The organism is Mycobacterium sp., from assembly GCF_035274705.1.
Lineage (GTDB): Bacteria > Actinomycetota > Actinomycetes > Mycobacteriales > Mycobacteriaceae > Mycobacterium.
Map to the genome: position 1 here is coordinate 14989 of NZ_DATENY010000034.1, position 15705 is coordinate 30693.

Annotated in this window: 3 protein-coding genes and 2 pseudogenes; 2 read left to right on the forward strand and 3 right to left on the reverse strand. The window is 65.7% G+C overall.

The window, feature by feature from the left end; translation table 11 throughout:
* Window positions 1–49 precede the first annotated feature (49 nt).
* Both VJV41_RS09025 and VJV41_RS09030 read left to right on the forward strand, forming a co-directional pair.
* Window positions 50–982 (forward strand): TIGR03564 family F420-dependent LLM class oxidoreductase, encoded by a 933-nt coding sequence (locus tag VJV41_RS09025; RefSeq protein WP_325332959.1) that lies wholly within the window; start codon window positions 50–52, stop codon window positions 980–982.
* A gap of 310 nt (window positions 983–1292) precedes the next feature.
* Window positions 1293–1427, forward strand: a pseudogene (locus VJV41_RS09030) (DNA-binding response regulator); the annotation flags it as partial.
* On the opposite strand, the pseudogene VJV41_RS09035 reads toward VJV41_RS09030, so the two are convergent.
* The 3 genes and pseudogenes from VJV41_RS09035 to VJV41_RS09045 all read right to left on the reverse strand — a co-directional run bounded on the left by VJV41_RS09035 (window position 1397) and on the right by VJV41_RS09045 (window position 15588).
* Window positions 1397–2057, reverse strand: a pseudogene (locus tag VJV41_RS09035) (DUF1361 domain-containing protein). The pseudogenes VJV41_RS09030 and VJV41_RS09035 sit on opposite strands and share 31 nt — an antisense overlap.
* Before the next feature lie 165 nt (window positions 2058–2222).
* On the reverse strand, window positions 2223–4058 hold the full coding sequence (locus VJV41_RS09040) for an acyl-CoA dehydrogenase (RefSeq protein ID WP_325332960.1): 1836 nt from the start codon (window positions 4056–4058) through the stop codon (window positions 2223–2225).
* Window positions 4059–4545: 487 nt separating this feature from the next.
* Window positions 4546–15588 carry a type I polyketide synthase gene (locus tag VJV41_RS09045; protein ID WP_325332961.1) on the reverse strand — a complete coding sequence of 3681 codons (11043 nt, stop codon included), beginning with the start codon at window positions 15586–15588 and terminating at the stop codon, window positions 4546–4548.
* Between the last annotated feature and the right edge of the window lie 117 nt (window positions 15589–15705).

Here is a 15705-nt window from a genome sequence, read left to right on the forward strand (position 1 = left end):
GGCAATACGGGGCTCTTAATTTGTGCCGCCGGGTGCTTCGATGGTGAGTATGCAGATCAGCCTCAGCCTCGTCGGATTACTTTCAGATACGGGTGGCGGTTCGCCGGTCGATGCGACCGTGCGCCAGCTCGCCGAGCTGCGCGACGAAGGCTTCCGCAGAGTCTGGATGGCCCAGCTGCCCTACGACCCGGACCTGATGACGATCCTCGCCGTTGCGTTGCACGAGGTCGACACGATCGAGGTCGGGACCGGGGTGGTGCCGATCCAGGTGCAGCATCCGACGCAGCTGGCGCAGCGCGCCCTGACGCTGAACGCGATCGCCGGCGGACGGTTCACCCTCGGCCTTGGATTGAGCCATCGCATGGTCACCGAACAGATGTGGGGCATCTCCTACGACAAGCCGCTGCGCCGCATGCGCGAGTATCTCGACGGCCTGCTGCCGCTGCTCGCCGGGCAGGCCGCCGATGCTGTCGGCGAGACCGTCACGACGAGAGGGTCGCTGCAGATACCCAGCGCACCCGCGCCCGACGTCTACCTCGCCGCGCTGGGGCCGCAGATGTTGCGGCTGGCGGGTCGTCGCACAGGGGGAACGCTGACGTGGATGACCGGACCTAAGACGCTTGCCGAGCACGTCAGCCCGACGCTGCGTGAAGCGGCAGCCGAGGCGGGCCGCCCGGCCGGTTCGGTGAGGGTCGGCGCCTCGCTGCCGATCAGCGTCACCGACGACGTCGACGCTGCGCGTCGCCAGGCCGCGCAAGAGTTCGCGATCTACGGGCAGCTGCCGTCGTACCGCGCCATGCTCGACCGCGAGGGGTACGCCGGACCCGAGGACGCGGCCATCATCGGCGACGAGAAAACAGTGTCCGACCGACTCGACGAACTGAGCGCAGCTGGTGTCGACGAGTTCGCGGCTGTCGTGTTCGATTCCTCGCCGGAGGTGCGTGAACGGACGCGTGCGCTGCTGCGAACGAGAGACAAATAGCGCCGGAAATTCCTCTGGTGTGCCCCGTTGATCGGGCGTACGATCGATCGCACGACGGGTTCGGGAGTGACCGATCCGAAGTGCCGGTACAAGAGGTGGAAGCCGGCCGCGCGAGATTGAAAAGACGCCCTCAAGTGTCCTCCCGAACCCGCCCTTTTTGTGTCGGAGGGGTGTGGCTAGCCACACCGCAGATTCGCCGAGCACCACAATCGAGGCCGACGACCGCAGTGCGCCACCGTGGATGACGTGACTATCACCGCTGTTTCCAGCTAATTCGATTGGACCCGAACGCTTCTCACTCCGCTGGCCTTCGAACAGCGCTCTCGCGCAGCACCTTTCGATCACTGAGCGCGCAGTGGAGAAACACGTTTCGGCGATCTTCGCCAAGCTCGACCTGCCGCCGTCGCAGGCCCATCACCGCCGTGTGCTGGCGGTGGTGACGTAGCTCAATTCCTGAAGCGACCAGATCGTCAGGTACGCCAGCCCGAAGAACGCCGCCACAGCCAGCGCCACTCCAGTCGATTGGTGATATGCGAACGGCGAACGTACCCACTCGAGCGTGGTTGCTACCACCGCTCTTGGTTGTGTCACCAAATCCCAAGAACTCCAACGCTGGAACCGTCCGATGACCACTCCGATCGCACACAACCCGATCGACACGATGACTGCCGCCCAGCCCGCAACCGCACCCCACTCGCGTTGGATGCGCTCGTGTACCAGTCGCATCGACACCACGCCGAGCATGATGCCCGTCCAGGCTGCGAACCCGTACTGCAGGACGTGACGCCAGAGTTCATTGCGTCCGCCGAGGTGCACGAGGTCGGTGACCAGGTACGGCGAATTCGGCAGGAACGCCAGCCAGCCCAAGCCCAATGGCAGTAGCCACACTCGACGATGCACACCTGCGAAGCCGGCGGCGAAAAAAGACGGGAATCCAGGCGAGGAATAGATTCCAGATGAGGAACCCAGTGGGGTAGAGGAGTCGTCTGGTCGGGTCCGTGATTCCCAGTACACCTGTCAAAACGGTGCTTGCCACCAGCGCGACGATCAGAACGGCGCGAGGGGCATTCGTCATCAGTCCAGTTTGCCCGACAGTTTTCACCGCGAGCAGACGCAAACCTGCCCAGTTCTGGAGCGATTTGGGCAGGTTTGCGTCTGCTCGTGCAGGAGACCAACGCAAAAGGCCCCCGGCTTCCCGGAGACCTTTTGTGTTTGAGGCGGCTCGGATGTTCCAGAAGGCTTAGAACGCCGCCTCGTTCAGCTCCATGATCTCGTTGTCGATGGTGTCGATGACGTGGCGGGTGCTGGTGAGCAGCGGCAGGAAGTTCTTCGTGAAGAACGACGCCACCGCGACCTTGCCCTCGTAGTAGGCGCGATCCTCACCGCTGGCCCCGGCATCGAGCGCCTCGATGGCCTTGGCGGACTGCTGCAGCAGCAGCCAGCCGATGACCAGGTCGCCGACGCTCATCAGGAAGCGCACCGAACCCGTGCCCACCTTGTAGACGTTGCGCGGATCCTCCTGCGCCGACATCAGGTAGCCGGTCAGCGTGGCGGCCATGCCCTGGACGTCCTCCAGTGCGGTCGCCAGCAGCGCGCGCTCGGACTTGAGCCGGCCGTTGCCGGACTCGTTCTTGACGAACTGCTCGATCTGGCCGGCCACATGCGCCAGCGCCTCACCCTTGTCGCGGACGATCTTGCGGAAGAAGAAGTCCTGCGCCTGGATGGCCGTGGTGCCCTCGTACAGCGAGTCGATCTTGGCGTCACGGATGTACTGCTCGATCGGGTAGTCCTGCAGGAAGCCGGAGCCACCGTAGGTCTGCAGGCTCTCGGTCAGCTTCGCGTAGGCCTGCTCCGAGCCCACACCCTTGACGATCGGCAGCAGCAGGTCGTTGACCTTGACCGCCAGCTCGGGGGCGACGTCGTGGACGGCCTTGGCCACCGCGGCGTCCTGGTAGGTGCTGGTGTACAGGTACAGCGCACGGAGACCCTCGGCGTAAGCCTTCTGGGTCATCAGCGACCGACGCACGTCGGGGTGATGCGTGATGGACACGCGCGGCGCGGTCTTGTCGGTCATCTGCGTCATGTCGGCGCCCTGCACGCGATTCTTGGCGTAGTCCAGCGCGTTGAGGTAGCCGGTCGACAGGGTCGCAATGGCCTTGGTACCGACCATCATTCGCGCCTGCTCGATGACGTCGAACATCTGCGCAATGCCGTCGTGCGTCTCGCCGACCAGCCAGCCCTTGGCGGGCTTGTCATGCTGACCAAGCGACAGCTCACAGGTGGCCGAAACCTTCAGGCCCATCTTGTGCTCGACGTTGGTCACATAGACACCGTTGCGCTCGCCGAGCTCGCCGGTCTCGAAGTCGAAGAGGAACTTCGGCACGAAGAACAGCGACAGACCCTTGGTGCCCGGGCCTGCGCCCTCGGGGCGGGCGAGCACCAGGTGGAAGATGTTCTCGAACAGATCGCCCGAGTCACCCGACGTGATGAATCGCTTCACACCCTCGATGTGCCATGAACCGTCCTCCTGCTTGACGGCCTTGGTGCGGCCGGCGCCGACATCGGAACCGGCGTCCGGCTCGGTCAGCACCATGGTGGAGCCCCAGCCGCGCTCGGCGGCGATGACGGCCCACTTCTTCTGCTCCTCGGTGCCCAGGTGGTACATGATGTTGGCGAAGCCAGCGCCGCCGGCGTACATCCACACGGCGGGGTTGGCGCCGAGGATGTGCTCGTGCAGCGCCCACATCAGGGCCTTGGGCATCGGCATTCCGCCTAGCGCCTCATCAAGGCCGGCGCGGTCCCAGCCGGCCTCCTGGACGGCGCGCACCGACTTCTTGAACGACTCGGGCAGCGTCACCGAATGCGTCTTGGGGTCGAACGTCGGGGGATTGCGGTCGCCATCGACGAAGGACTCAGCGATCGGACCCTCGGCGAGCCGGGCGATTTCGCCCAGCATCTCCTTGGCAGTGTCGACGTCGAGCTCGGCGTACTCACCCTCACCGAATGACTTGTCAACGCCGAGCACCTCAAACAGGTTGAATACCTGGTCACGGACGTTGCTCTTGTAGTGGCTCACGTTTCCTCCTCGTCGAGAATGCCACCTGCGGTTGGGTACTTTTTGTTCAAGTTACCCACCAGTAACTGGCCCAAACTATACCGCTCAGTAACTTCAACGCAAAGCCCCCCTGAGCAATTTCCACGGGCTAATTAACCCAGTGGTTGGGCGGGAGTGCGAAAGTGCAGTTGACACGCGTCTGTGCAGGGAGTTTCACCTGGTGTGAGACTCGTCACTTCGCTATCCCTGGCGTGTCCTGCTGTCGCGCACGGCCGTGTCGAGGCAGAAATTTGGCTGTGCCAGCAATCTGTCGCACGGTGACAGTTAGCGGCTTGATCCGCCGTCATCCGCCTCGGGGCAACGGCCGCCGGCAGGCAACCTCACACATCGACGTTTCGCAGAGAAAGTTCGAGTGGCGGCCCGCAAAACGCCGATCGTTGGTGCGTCTGAGCACTCCCGTGACGGACGCTGTTGAGAATCTCGTCGCGCGGGTGGAATTCCGTTTCGTTCAGTCTTTAGGCTCGGACGCCGCGACGGGTTGCGCCTCATCCGCCGGCGATTCCGAGTCGGGCAGCTGACCGACGAGATACTCGGCAAGCCCCCCGATGGTCGGATAGTCGAATACCGCGGTCGCGTTGATCGTGAACGCGCCGCCGAACTGACTGTGCAACCGGTTGCGGAGTTCGATCGCCATCAGCGAATCCGTACCCAGATCCAGGAACCGACTGGTTGCGGCGGGCGGTTGCGCGAGCCGCAGGAAGTTCTGCACCTCGCGCTGAAGGAATTCGGTCACGAAAGTGGCGCGCTGTGGCACCGGTATCTCCTGCAGCTGCCGAAGCAACTCACTGTCACCGGTGGCTTCCCCGACTGCACTCGGCAACACCAGGTCGAGAATCGGCGGGCGAGAAGCGCCCAACAACTTCGCCGCACGCTGCCAGTTGGCTTTGATGACGGCTGCCTGGCCGGTGCCGTTCGCGACGACCTCGGCAAGTGCGCTCAGTGCGGCCGACGGCTCCAGTGGCACCAGGCCCTGCGCACCGAGATTGGCGCGCGCGGCGTCCGAAGAGGCCATCCCACCCTCGGCCCAGGGACCGAAGTTGATGCCCGTGGCCGGCAAGCCCTGCGCCCTTCTTTGCGCGACCAGGCCGTCGAGCAGCCCATTGGCCGTCGCGTAATTGGATTGACCTGGTGAACCGAACAAACTCGAAACCGATGAGGACACAATGAAGAAGTCCAGATCGTCGTCCCTCGTCAACCGGTCCAAATGGCAGGCACCGAACGCCTTGGGCGCCAACGTCGTTCGGAATCTCTCCAGGCTCTGCTGCGACAGCAACGCATCGTCGAGCACGCCGGCCAGGTGCGCGACTCCGGCGAGCGGCGGCAACTCCGCCCGGATACGGTCCAGTAGTTTTGCAACCTCGGACTCGTCGCCCACATCGGCCGCGAAGGTGTGGATGCGGCACCGGAAGCGCTCGGTGATCTCCTCGATTACCCGTTGTGCGTCCGCATCGGGCGCGCGCCGACTGGTCAACACGATGTCACCGGCACCGAGTTGGGCCAGATACGACGCGGTACGCAGACCGATCGCACCGAGTCCGCCGGTGATCAGATAGCTCCGATCGGCTTGCGGCTGTAGCGGGTTCGGTATCTGCAGCACGATCTTCCCGATGTGGCGCGCCTGCTGCATGCGGCGGAACGCGGGCCTCGCCTCCGTCAGCGGGTAGATCTCGGCGGGCAGTGGTGTCCACTCGCCAGTGGCCAAGCCTTCCGACACCTCGTTCAACAAACGCTTGATGTGATCGGGGTTCGCCCACGTGGTCACATCCAGCGCCACGATCTCATAGGCGATGTCTGGGCGGGCCGCCGCCATCTGCTCCGGTGTCCAGATGTCGCGCTTGGCGATCTCGGCGAATCGGCCGTTCTGGGCGGTGGCCCGCACGGTCGCTTCGAGAAATCCCTCGTTGGTCAGGCTGTTGAGCACCACATCGACGCCCTGGCCGTCGGTGTCGGCAAGGATTTCATCGGCGAAATCCGTAGTGCGCGAGTCGTAAACGTATTTCACACCCATTTTGCGCAGCGTCGCGCGTTTGTAGGTGCTGGCGGTCGCGAAGACGACGGCGCCGTGCCGCTGTGCCATCTGGATCGCCGCCAGCCCGACGCCACCGCTCGCGGCGTGGATGAGCACACGGTCGCCGGGCTTCAGCTGCGCCCAGTCGAACGCAAGTCGGACCGTGAGCGCCGCAGCGGGAATGGTGGCCGCCTCAACCGCGCTCACTCCGTCGGGAATGGGCGCCAGCAACTGGGCAGGCACATTGAAGCGACTGGAGAACGCGCCCTGCATGAAGCCGTAGACGCGCTGGCCCACCTCGAATCCGGTGACGCCGCTACCCAACTGCGTGACGGTGCCTGCGAAGTCGCCGCCGATCGGTCCGGGGTCGCCGGGGTAGAGGCCGAGAACGTTGAGCACGTCCCGGAAGTTGAGGCCCGCGGCCTCCACCCGGACCTGGACATAACCCTCGTCCGGCGGCGGCACGTCCGTCTCGGTCAGCCGCAGGTTGTCGATCGCGCCGCGTTCGGTGGGCGCCAGGACATAGTCGGTCGAGTGGGGCACCGTGAGATGACCGCTGCGCGCCCACGGCAACAACCGTGAGGCCAGCAACTTCCCTTGTCTCAGCGCGAGTTCCGGCTCGTCGATCGGCGTGGCGAGCAGGTTGGCCAGCGCCCGTATCGCCTCCTGTGATCCGTCGCAATCGACCAGTTTGCAGCGCAGCGCGGGTTCCTCGTTGATCGTGGTGCGCCCGAATCCCCACAGCGCCGCCTGCACTGGGTCGACTGGTTCGCCGGATTCGGTGGCCACGGCCCGCTCGGTGACGATCCACAGACCATTCGGAAGTTTCACACTGCCGTTTTGTGAGCCGCCCTGCACGGTGTGCACGGCGCTGAGAAGGTTGGCGATTTCCGCTTCGAGGCGTGCTGCTGCCCTTTCCGAGCCGGCGCCTCCTTCTTCTGCGCTCGGCGCGCTGGTGCGCCAGACGACACCGGAGAACCCCACACCGCGCTCGTGTGCCCGCGCCAGCACCTGTCCCAGGGGTTCCGGATCGGTGTTCCGATCGAACGGAATGCAGCCAGGCACCACGTCAGCTAATCCATCGAAATTGGCGATCAGCCACGTGCCGTTCACAGGGGCGGTTTCGTCGCTCGACACCGGCACCTCGTGCCAACCGAGGGTGTAGAGCAGCCGGGTGGCATCGCCGCCCAGGCCGCGCAACAACGCCTCGCGCGGTGCGCGTTTCACCGTGAACTCGCGAATCCCGCCCAGGTGACGACCATCCCGATCGAGGTAGTCGATATCGAAGACCTGGGTTTCGTTGTCGAGGGGGCCCTCGTGCCACCTCGCGCGGCAGTAGAACCGGCGCGGCATTTTCTCCCGCAGTGTCACCTGCCCGTACCGCAACGGCAGGAACAGATCGTTCATACCCTGCTCGGCCGCGAGCAGCGCCGGGAACGCAGGGAAGGCGACACCGGTGCAGAGATCCATCAGCACCGGGTGCATCGGCTCGGTTCCGAGTTGTCCGGCGAGTTCCTCGCCGACGAGGATGTCGCCGATCGCCTCGCCCTCAGTGAGCCACAGCGACTTCAGGGAACCAGACCACGTCGGCCCCCACGCCAGTTCCAGGTCGGCGAAGGTCTCGAACAGCTCCTGCGGACGCATGCGTTCCAGGCGCTCGACGGCTTCATCGACCGGATCCGCCTGCTCGGGTGCCTGCTCGTCGTCGACGCCGGGGACGACGGTGCCTTCGGCGTTCAACGACCATTCGGCGCCGCGGTCACCGTACGGGCGGCTGTGCACCTTGAAGGTCGAACCGCTGCCGTCTTCGAGCGGATGCAGTGTGAGCTGCACCTCGCGAGAGCTCTTCTCGGGCAGGATGATCGGCTCGTAGAAGAAGACGTCTTCCGCCCGCGCGGGGGTACCGACGGCAGCCAACGCCATTGCCGCGTAGGTCGCGCCGGGGACGATGACGGTGCCGTAGATCACGTGGTCGGCAAGCCACGGCTGCGACTTCACCGACAACCTGCTGGTGTAGACGGAGTCACCGGATGCGAGATCCTTGGCACTGCCCAGGATTCCGAGAGCTGCCGAACCGTAAGAATCAGAGCCGCTGATGCCTGAGGTTCTGGGCCAGAAACGACGGCGCTGGAACGGGTACGTGGGTAGTTCGAGAACACGGCGCGGCTGATGATGCAGCGCAGCGAAATCGGGCCGGTGCCCGCCGACGTAGGCCCCGGCCAGCGCGTCGGCGATCTGGCGCCGGTCGCCAACGCCCTTGCGCAGCGAGACGATTGCCCGCGGTGCGGCCAGGTGCTCCGGCCAGACCTGCACCGCAGCTCCGGTCAGCACCGGCTGCGGACCGATCTCCATCAACACCGAGCATCCCAACGCAGCCACGGTGCGCACGCTTTCGGCGAACTGCACCGGCTGGCGGGAATGCCGTCGCCAGTACTGCGCATCGATCGGGGTTTGCGCCGTGAGCACTGCGCCGGTGCGGTTGCAGACCAACGGCAGCGTCGGGGCGGCGAACTGCACCTGCGCTGCGTACGATTCGAACTCGTCGAGCACCGGATCCAGCAGCTCCGAGTGGAAAGCGTGGCTCGTCTCCAGCCAGGTGCAGCGGATCGCATCTTCCTCGAAGCGGGTAACGACCTCTTCAAGGTCCTCGCCCGGACCCGAGAGCACGGTGTTGGGTCCGTTGTAGGCGCCGACCGAAACGCGCGGGAACTCGCCGGTGATCTCCTCGACCCGCTTGGCGTCGGCGAACACCGCCACCATTCGCCCGCCTTCGGGCAGGCTGCCGAACAGCCGGCCGCGCTCGGCGATCAGCCGTGCGCCGTCCTCGAGGCTGAACACCCCGGCCACACATGCGGCCGCGTACTGGCCCACGCTGTGCCCCAGCACGACGTCGGGCTCGATACCCCACGACTGCCACAGCCGAGCCAGGCCCATCTCGACGGCGAACAGCGCGGGCTGCGCGAACGACGTGTGCCGCAGAGACTTTCCAGTTTCTCCGGCGGTTTCTCTATCGGTCGCGAACATCACCTCGAGCAAAGGACGCGGCAGTATGTCATCGACCGCGTCCGCGCAGCGGGTCACTGTTTCCGCGAAAATCGGCTCGGCGTCGAACAATTCACGCGCCATTCCCGGATACTGGCTGCCCTGTCCGGTAAACAACCACGCCGTCGTCGGGCGGTGCGTGTGCTCACCACGTACGACACCCGGTCGCAGCCGGTTCTCGGCCAAGTCGGCCAGGCCGCCGCGGGCACCCTCGACGGAATCCACCACCAACGCGGCGCGGTGTTCGAAATGTGAACGGCCCGTGCCCGCAGTGAGGCACACGTCGGCCAGCTCGACATCCGGATGGGCTTCCAACCACTCGTCGTAGCGTTGTGCCAACGCCCCCAGTGCCTCCGGTGACCGCGCGGACAGCGCGAGCACGTTGACGGGAGCCGCCGTGTCAGGCTCGTCGTCGTCGGTGGGCGCCTGCGGGGGCGCCTCCTCGATCAGCACGTGTGCGTTCGTGCCGGTGAATCCGAAGGAACTCACGCCGGCCCGTCGCAGCCTGCCGTTGGCCTGCCATGGCATCGCTTCGTCCACGACCCGCACCGGCAGCGAGTCCCACGGAATGTGCGGTGACGGGTTGTCGAAATGCAGGCTCTTCGGCAGCACCTCGTGCTGCAGCGACAACACCACCTTGATCAGACCCGCTGCCCCCGAGGCCGACTCGGTGTGGCCGATGTTGGTCTTCACCGATCCCATCAGCAATGGTCGATCGGCGTCGCGTGACGCACCGAAGGCGGCTGCGGCCGCTTGCACCTCGATCGGATCCCCCAGCGGGGTGCCCGTCCCGTGCGCCTCGAGGTAGTCGACGTCCCCGCCCGTCAGACCGGCGCGCGCCAGCGCCGACCCGATGAGCCGTTGCTGCGCACCACCGTTGGGCACCGTCAAACCGCTGGACGCGCCGTCCTGGTTGACCGCGCTGCTCGAGATGACCGCGCAGATTTGGTCGCCGTCGCGCTGCGCGTCGCTCAGCCGCTTGAGGACGAGGATTCCGCAGCCTTCACTGCGCACGTACCCGTCGGCCGAGGCGTCGAAGGTCTTGCAGCGGCCGACGGGGGACAGCATCCGCGCGCGGGACGCAGCGATGACCGTCACCGGACTCAGCAGCACGTTCACACCGCCGGCCAACGCCAGGTCGCAGTCACCGGAGTGCAAGGCCTGGCAGGCCTGATGGACGGCCACCAGTGCCGAACTGCAGGCAGTGTCGACCGCCATTGCCGGTCCTTCGAGCCCGAGCGCGAAGGCCACTCGGCCCGAAATCGCGTTGAGCGCATTGCCGGTGATGAAGTAGGGCTCGATCTTGTCCAGTGACTCCGAGGACAGCAGATGCGCGTATTCATTGGCGGCGACGCCTGCGAAGATGCCGGTGCGGCTGCCGCGCAAGGCGGATGGCGCGTACCCAGCCCTTTCGAGACCCTCCCACACCGTCTCAAGCATCAGCCGTTGCTGCGGCTCGATCCAAACCGCCTCGCGCGGGGAGATGCCGAAGAACTCGGGATCGAATCCGTCGATGCCGTCCAGGAATCCGCCGAAGCGCGTGTAGATCTTGCCGGGACTCTCCGGATCCGGGTCGTAGAACTCGTCGATGTCGAAGCGGTCCTCCGGGATCTCCCGAATCGCATCGACACCGCCGGACAGCAGGTCCCAGAAGGCTTCCGGGTCGGGTGCGCCGGGGAAGCGGCACGATACCGCGACGATCGCGATCGGTTCGTCCGTGCGCGTCGCCACCGCCGAGGCCTGCCGAGGCGCGGACGCCTGCGTGCTGAGCCCGAGCACGTCGTCGCCGAGCAAGTAGTCGGCCGCATCGGCCAACCGGGGATGATCCATCACCAGGGTGACCGGGACCTCTTTGCCCACTCCCTGTTCCAGGCGGCGCCGCAATTCGACAGCCATCAGCGAATCCATGCCGAGGTCGAAAAACCCGGTATCCTCGCGGATTTCCGCGGCATTCACGCGTGTCACCTCTGCCACCGCGTCGCGCAGGTAGTCGGTCAGAAGCCTCCTGCGCTGCTGCACTGGAGCATTGGTGAGCCGCTCGACCAGTTCCGTCTTGCCGGAGAGAGTCGCGGACGGCAGCACCCCCGTCAGCTGGCTGGGCACCTCGCGCTCCAACTCCGCCAGGAATGCCCGCCTGCCCGCTTGCTGGTAGAGGGGTAAGAAGCGGGCCCAGTCGATCCGGGCTACCACCCCTTGTGCCGAGCCCTGCGCTGAAGAAGCCGCAACGACATCGGCCAGACCCGCCAGCGCATCGGCAGGTGACAACGTTCGGACCCCGCGCTCATCCAGTCGCGCACGTGACTCCGCATCGGCCATGCCCGCCGACCATGGACCGAAGTTGACGCTTATCCCAGAGATGCCCTGCTCGCGCAGGCGCCAGGCCAGCCCGTCGAGGAATGCGTTCGCCGCGCCGTAGGCGGTTTGACCGTATCCGCCCCATACCGAGGCGATCGAGCTGGTGCTGATGAAGAAGTCGAGCTGCAGGTCAGCCGCCGCCTCACTTAAATTCCAAGCACCCCAGACCTTCCCAGCGAAGACGCGATCCACTTCGGCGTCGTCCAGGTTGCTCAGCGGCGTGGTACCGATCTCGCCCGCGGCATGGACGATGCCCGCCAACTTCGGCAGCTCCGCTCGCACGGTGGTCAACAGGCGTGCGACATCGTGCGCATTCGCGACATCGGCCGAAATGATGCGGAATTCGCAGCCGTGCTCTTCGCTCAATGCATCGATGCGCTGTTGTGCGGCATCGCTGGGTGAGCGCCGGCTGGTCAGCACAAGATGCCTGGCGCCGTGCGCGGCCAGGTATCCGGCTATCTCCAGTCCTATCGCCCCTAGCCCGCCGGTCACCAAATACGTTGCGTCAGCGTGCAGTTCCAGCGGTGTACCGCCCGGCGCCTCCGTCCGCCGAACCAGCCGCGGAACGTAGACCGCTTGATCGCGCAGCGCGATCTGGTCCTCCCAGGTGGCCGAGTCGCGGGGCGTCGTGATCGTGTTGAGGAACCGGTCCCATTCGTCAGCCAGGATTTCCCTGCCTGCCGGCAAGTCGGCCAGTCCGCCCCACACGTGCGGAAGCTCCAGTGACGCGGCGCGACCGAATCCCCACAGACAACTCTGATCCGGCGCCACCGTGTCCGTGTCGGTGACTCGCTGTGCGCCACGCGTCACCACCCAGATGGGGGCCCTCAGTTCAGAGGCGATCGCGGCCCGAAAGAGTCGCCGAGTTCCGCCCAAGATCCGGTGTTGCATCCGCAGGAGTGACCGCATCGGCGATGCGGTCTCGGAGTCGAGTGCCGCGACATGCACGACACGTAGTGTCGAATCGTCCACTGCCGCAGCGCGCAACGCGTCTGCAAGCTTTTCCTCGTCTGTGTCGGACACCGGCAACCTCAGGAACCGATGCCGGTGGCCACGTGCAGTCAGCACGTCGACAAGAGGCTGGACTGCATCGGGGTCGTCGCCGATGAGGATCCAGGCGGATCCGTCGTCGGCTCGCGCGCTGGAGATTGGCGCAGCGGACTTCTCCCAGCGGATCTCGTAGCGGTCGTCGGCGATGGACTGGGCTCCACGTTGCTGGTTGTGTTGTGCCGCAAGCTTGGTCAGCACGTTGAGGGTCTGATGATCGCCGCTTGCGCCATCGAGCAGTGCTGCGAGTTCCTCGAGCCGGCCGTCCTCGAGTAGCCGGACGGCTTGGGTACGCGCGGCAAGGTGCGGTAGTTCGTCGGGGCGCTGCCGATTGTCAGGCCGATTGTCGCGGAACCAGTACTGGCGGCGTTCGAACGGATATGTGGGCAGGTCGATCTTTCGCGTGTGCGCCTGCCGGAACGCGCCGAAGTCGGGCAGGTGGCCGGATACGTATGCGTCTGCAACGGCTTCGGTGATCTGTCGGTGATCGGCGGTGTTTCGACGCAAGGACGCGATCGCCCGCGGTGCGGTGGCCGAGTCAGGCCATGTCCGCAGGGCTGCGGCGGTGAGCACCGGTTGAGGGCCGATCTCGAGCAACACTTTGCAATTCAGATCGGCAAGGGTGCGCACGCTCTTGGCGAATTCCACCGGTTGGCGTGCGTGACGGCGCCAATAGGCGCCGTCGAGTTTCACGGTCCAGCCGAGTGCGGCGCCGGTGCGGTTGTCAATCAGAACCCGTTGTGGCGTATTGAAAGTGAACCGATCCGCATACGACTCGAATTCGTCGAGGATCGGGTCCAGCAGCGCCGAGTGAAACGCGTGGCTGGTGTCCAGCCAGTCACACCGGGCGCCGTCGGCCGCCAGCCCAGCCACTGCCTTCTCCAGATCCCTTGCGGGTCCGGACAATACGGTGTTGGCACCGTTGTAGGCGGCGACCGACAGAGTCGGGAACTCGTCGGTCAGGCGCTCGACACGCTCGGCGGCGGCGAACACCGCGACCATCCGGCCACCCGCGGGCAGAGTGCCGAAGAGGCGACCGCGTTCGGCCATCAGCAGCGCGCCGTCCTCGAGACCGAAGACGCCCGCGACGCAGGCCGCCGAATACTGGCCGACGCTGTGGCCCAGCACTACGTCGGGCTCGAATCCCCACGACTGCCAGAGGCGGGCCAACCCCAGTTCCACCGCGAACAAAGCGGGCTGCGCGTAGGAAGTCTGCCGTAGCGTCTCTTCGCCTTCGGGGCTGTCCACATCGAAAATCACGTCCAGCAAGGGCTTTTCGAGAACTCCAGCGACCGCCGCAGCGCAACGATTCAGCGTCTCGGCGAACACCGGCTCGGTGTCGAACAACTCCCGGGCCATGCCGGGATACTGGCTGCCCTGACCGGTGAACAGCCACGCCGTTTTCGGTGTGTCATGGGATTCGCCCCGAACCAAACCCGATGCCGGGCGGTCGTCCGCCAGCGCGCCGAGTAACTCGATGGCGGATTCTTTCGAATCGACCACCAAGCCGGCCCGGTGCTCCAAGTGTGCGCGCCCCGTGCCGGCGGTGAAGCACACGTCGGCCAACGTGGCCTCCGGGTGCGTGTTCAACCAGTTGCGGTATTGATCGGCGACCTGCACCAACGCGGCGGGCGTCCGCGCCGAGAGGGGAAGAATGCTGAACCGTCGGTGCTCGGGCTGCTCGACCGGCCCCGGTGCCGAGGTGACCTGTGCCGCTTCCTCGGGTGCCTCTTCGAGGATGACGTGAGCGTTTGTCCCGGCGAACCCGAATGAGCTGATTCCCGCAATGCGCGGCCGAGAGTTGCGTTCCCAGGCGGTGGCTTCGCCGACCACCTGCACCGCGAGCCTGTCCCAGGGAATGTGGGGCGACGGGTTCTGAAAGTGGAGGTGCTGCGGCAGTAACTCGTTTTCGAGCGACAGGATGACCTTGATGACGCCCGCGATACCCGCCGCCGCTTCCAGGTGTCCGATGTTCGTCTTGACCGAGCCAATCAATAGCGGCTGGCTGGGTTCGCGCCCCGCGCCGAGCACCGCACCTGCGGCCTGAGCCTCGATCGGGTCACCCAACGATGTCCCGGTGCCATGTGCTTCCAGGTATCCGACGTCGCTGGGTTCGAGGTGGGCGCGCTTCAGCGCCTCAGTGATAACCCGTTGCTGGGCAACGCCGTTCGGCACCGTCAAGCCACCCGATGCGCCGTCTTGGTTGATCGCACTGCCGCGGATCACGGACCGAATCCGGTCACCGTCGCGAATCGCGTCCTCGAGGCGCTTGATGACGATGACGCCGCATCCCTCGCCACGCACGTAGCCGTCCGCGGCCGCGTCGAACGTCTTGCACCGGCCATCGGGCGCGAGCATGTGCGCGCTGGAGAAGGTGATCATGGTCGCCGGAGTGAGCAGGACGTTCGCGCCGCCGGCCAGTGCGAGGTCGCACTCTCCCAAGCGCAGCGCTTGGCACGCCTGATGGATTGCCACCAGCGACGAGCTGCACGCCGTGTCGACGGCGACCGCGGGGCCCTGCAGCCCCAGCCGATAGCTGATCCGGCCGGCCGCCGCCGCATTCGATGTCCCGATGGCCAAATGGGCCTCGATCTCGGAATAAGACATCTCGTCGGACGCCATGCCGAGGTAGTCGTGGGTGGCCAAACCGACGAACACACCAGTGTTGGTTTCAGCCAGAGCCGTCGGCGCGGTACCCGAATGTTCCACGGCGCGCCACGCTGTCTCCAATAGGAGCCGGTGCTGCGGGTCCATCAATCTGACCTCGCGGGTCGACATACCGAAGAACGGCGCGTCGAACCCCGTTACGTCATCGACGACACCCGCACGACGGGTCACGACCTTGCCGGGCGCACCGGGTTCCGGGTCGAAGAACTCGTCGGCATCCCAGCGGTCCTTGGGCACCTCCGAAATCGCGTCGCGGCCCTCGCGCAGAACGTCCCAAAATTCATCGGCATCCCTGGCACCCGGGAAACGCGCTGCGTAGCCGACAATTGCAAAACGCGGGGCCGACTCGAACGGATGGTCGGCGGATCCCATGCCGTTGGCCTCCTTGCATCGGCGGTCCGAACGTAACTCTGCGGGACACCTGTCGTGCCTGCAGATGACCTTCCCCCGACAGGACACTATTGCACGCACACCTGTGGCATGCGCGGC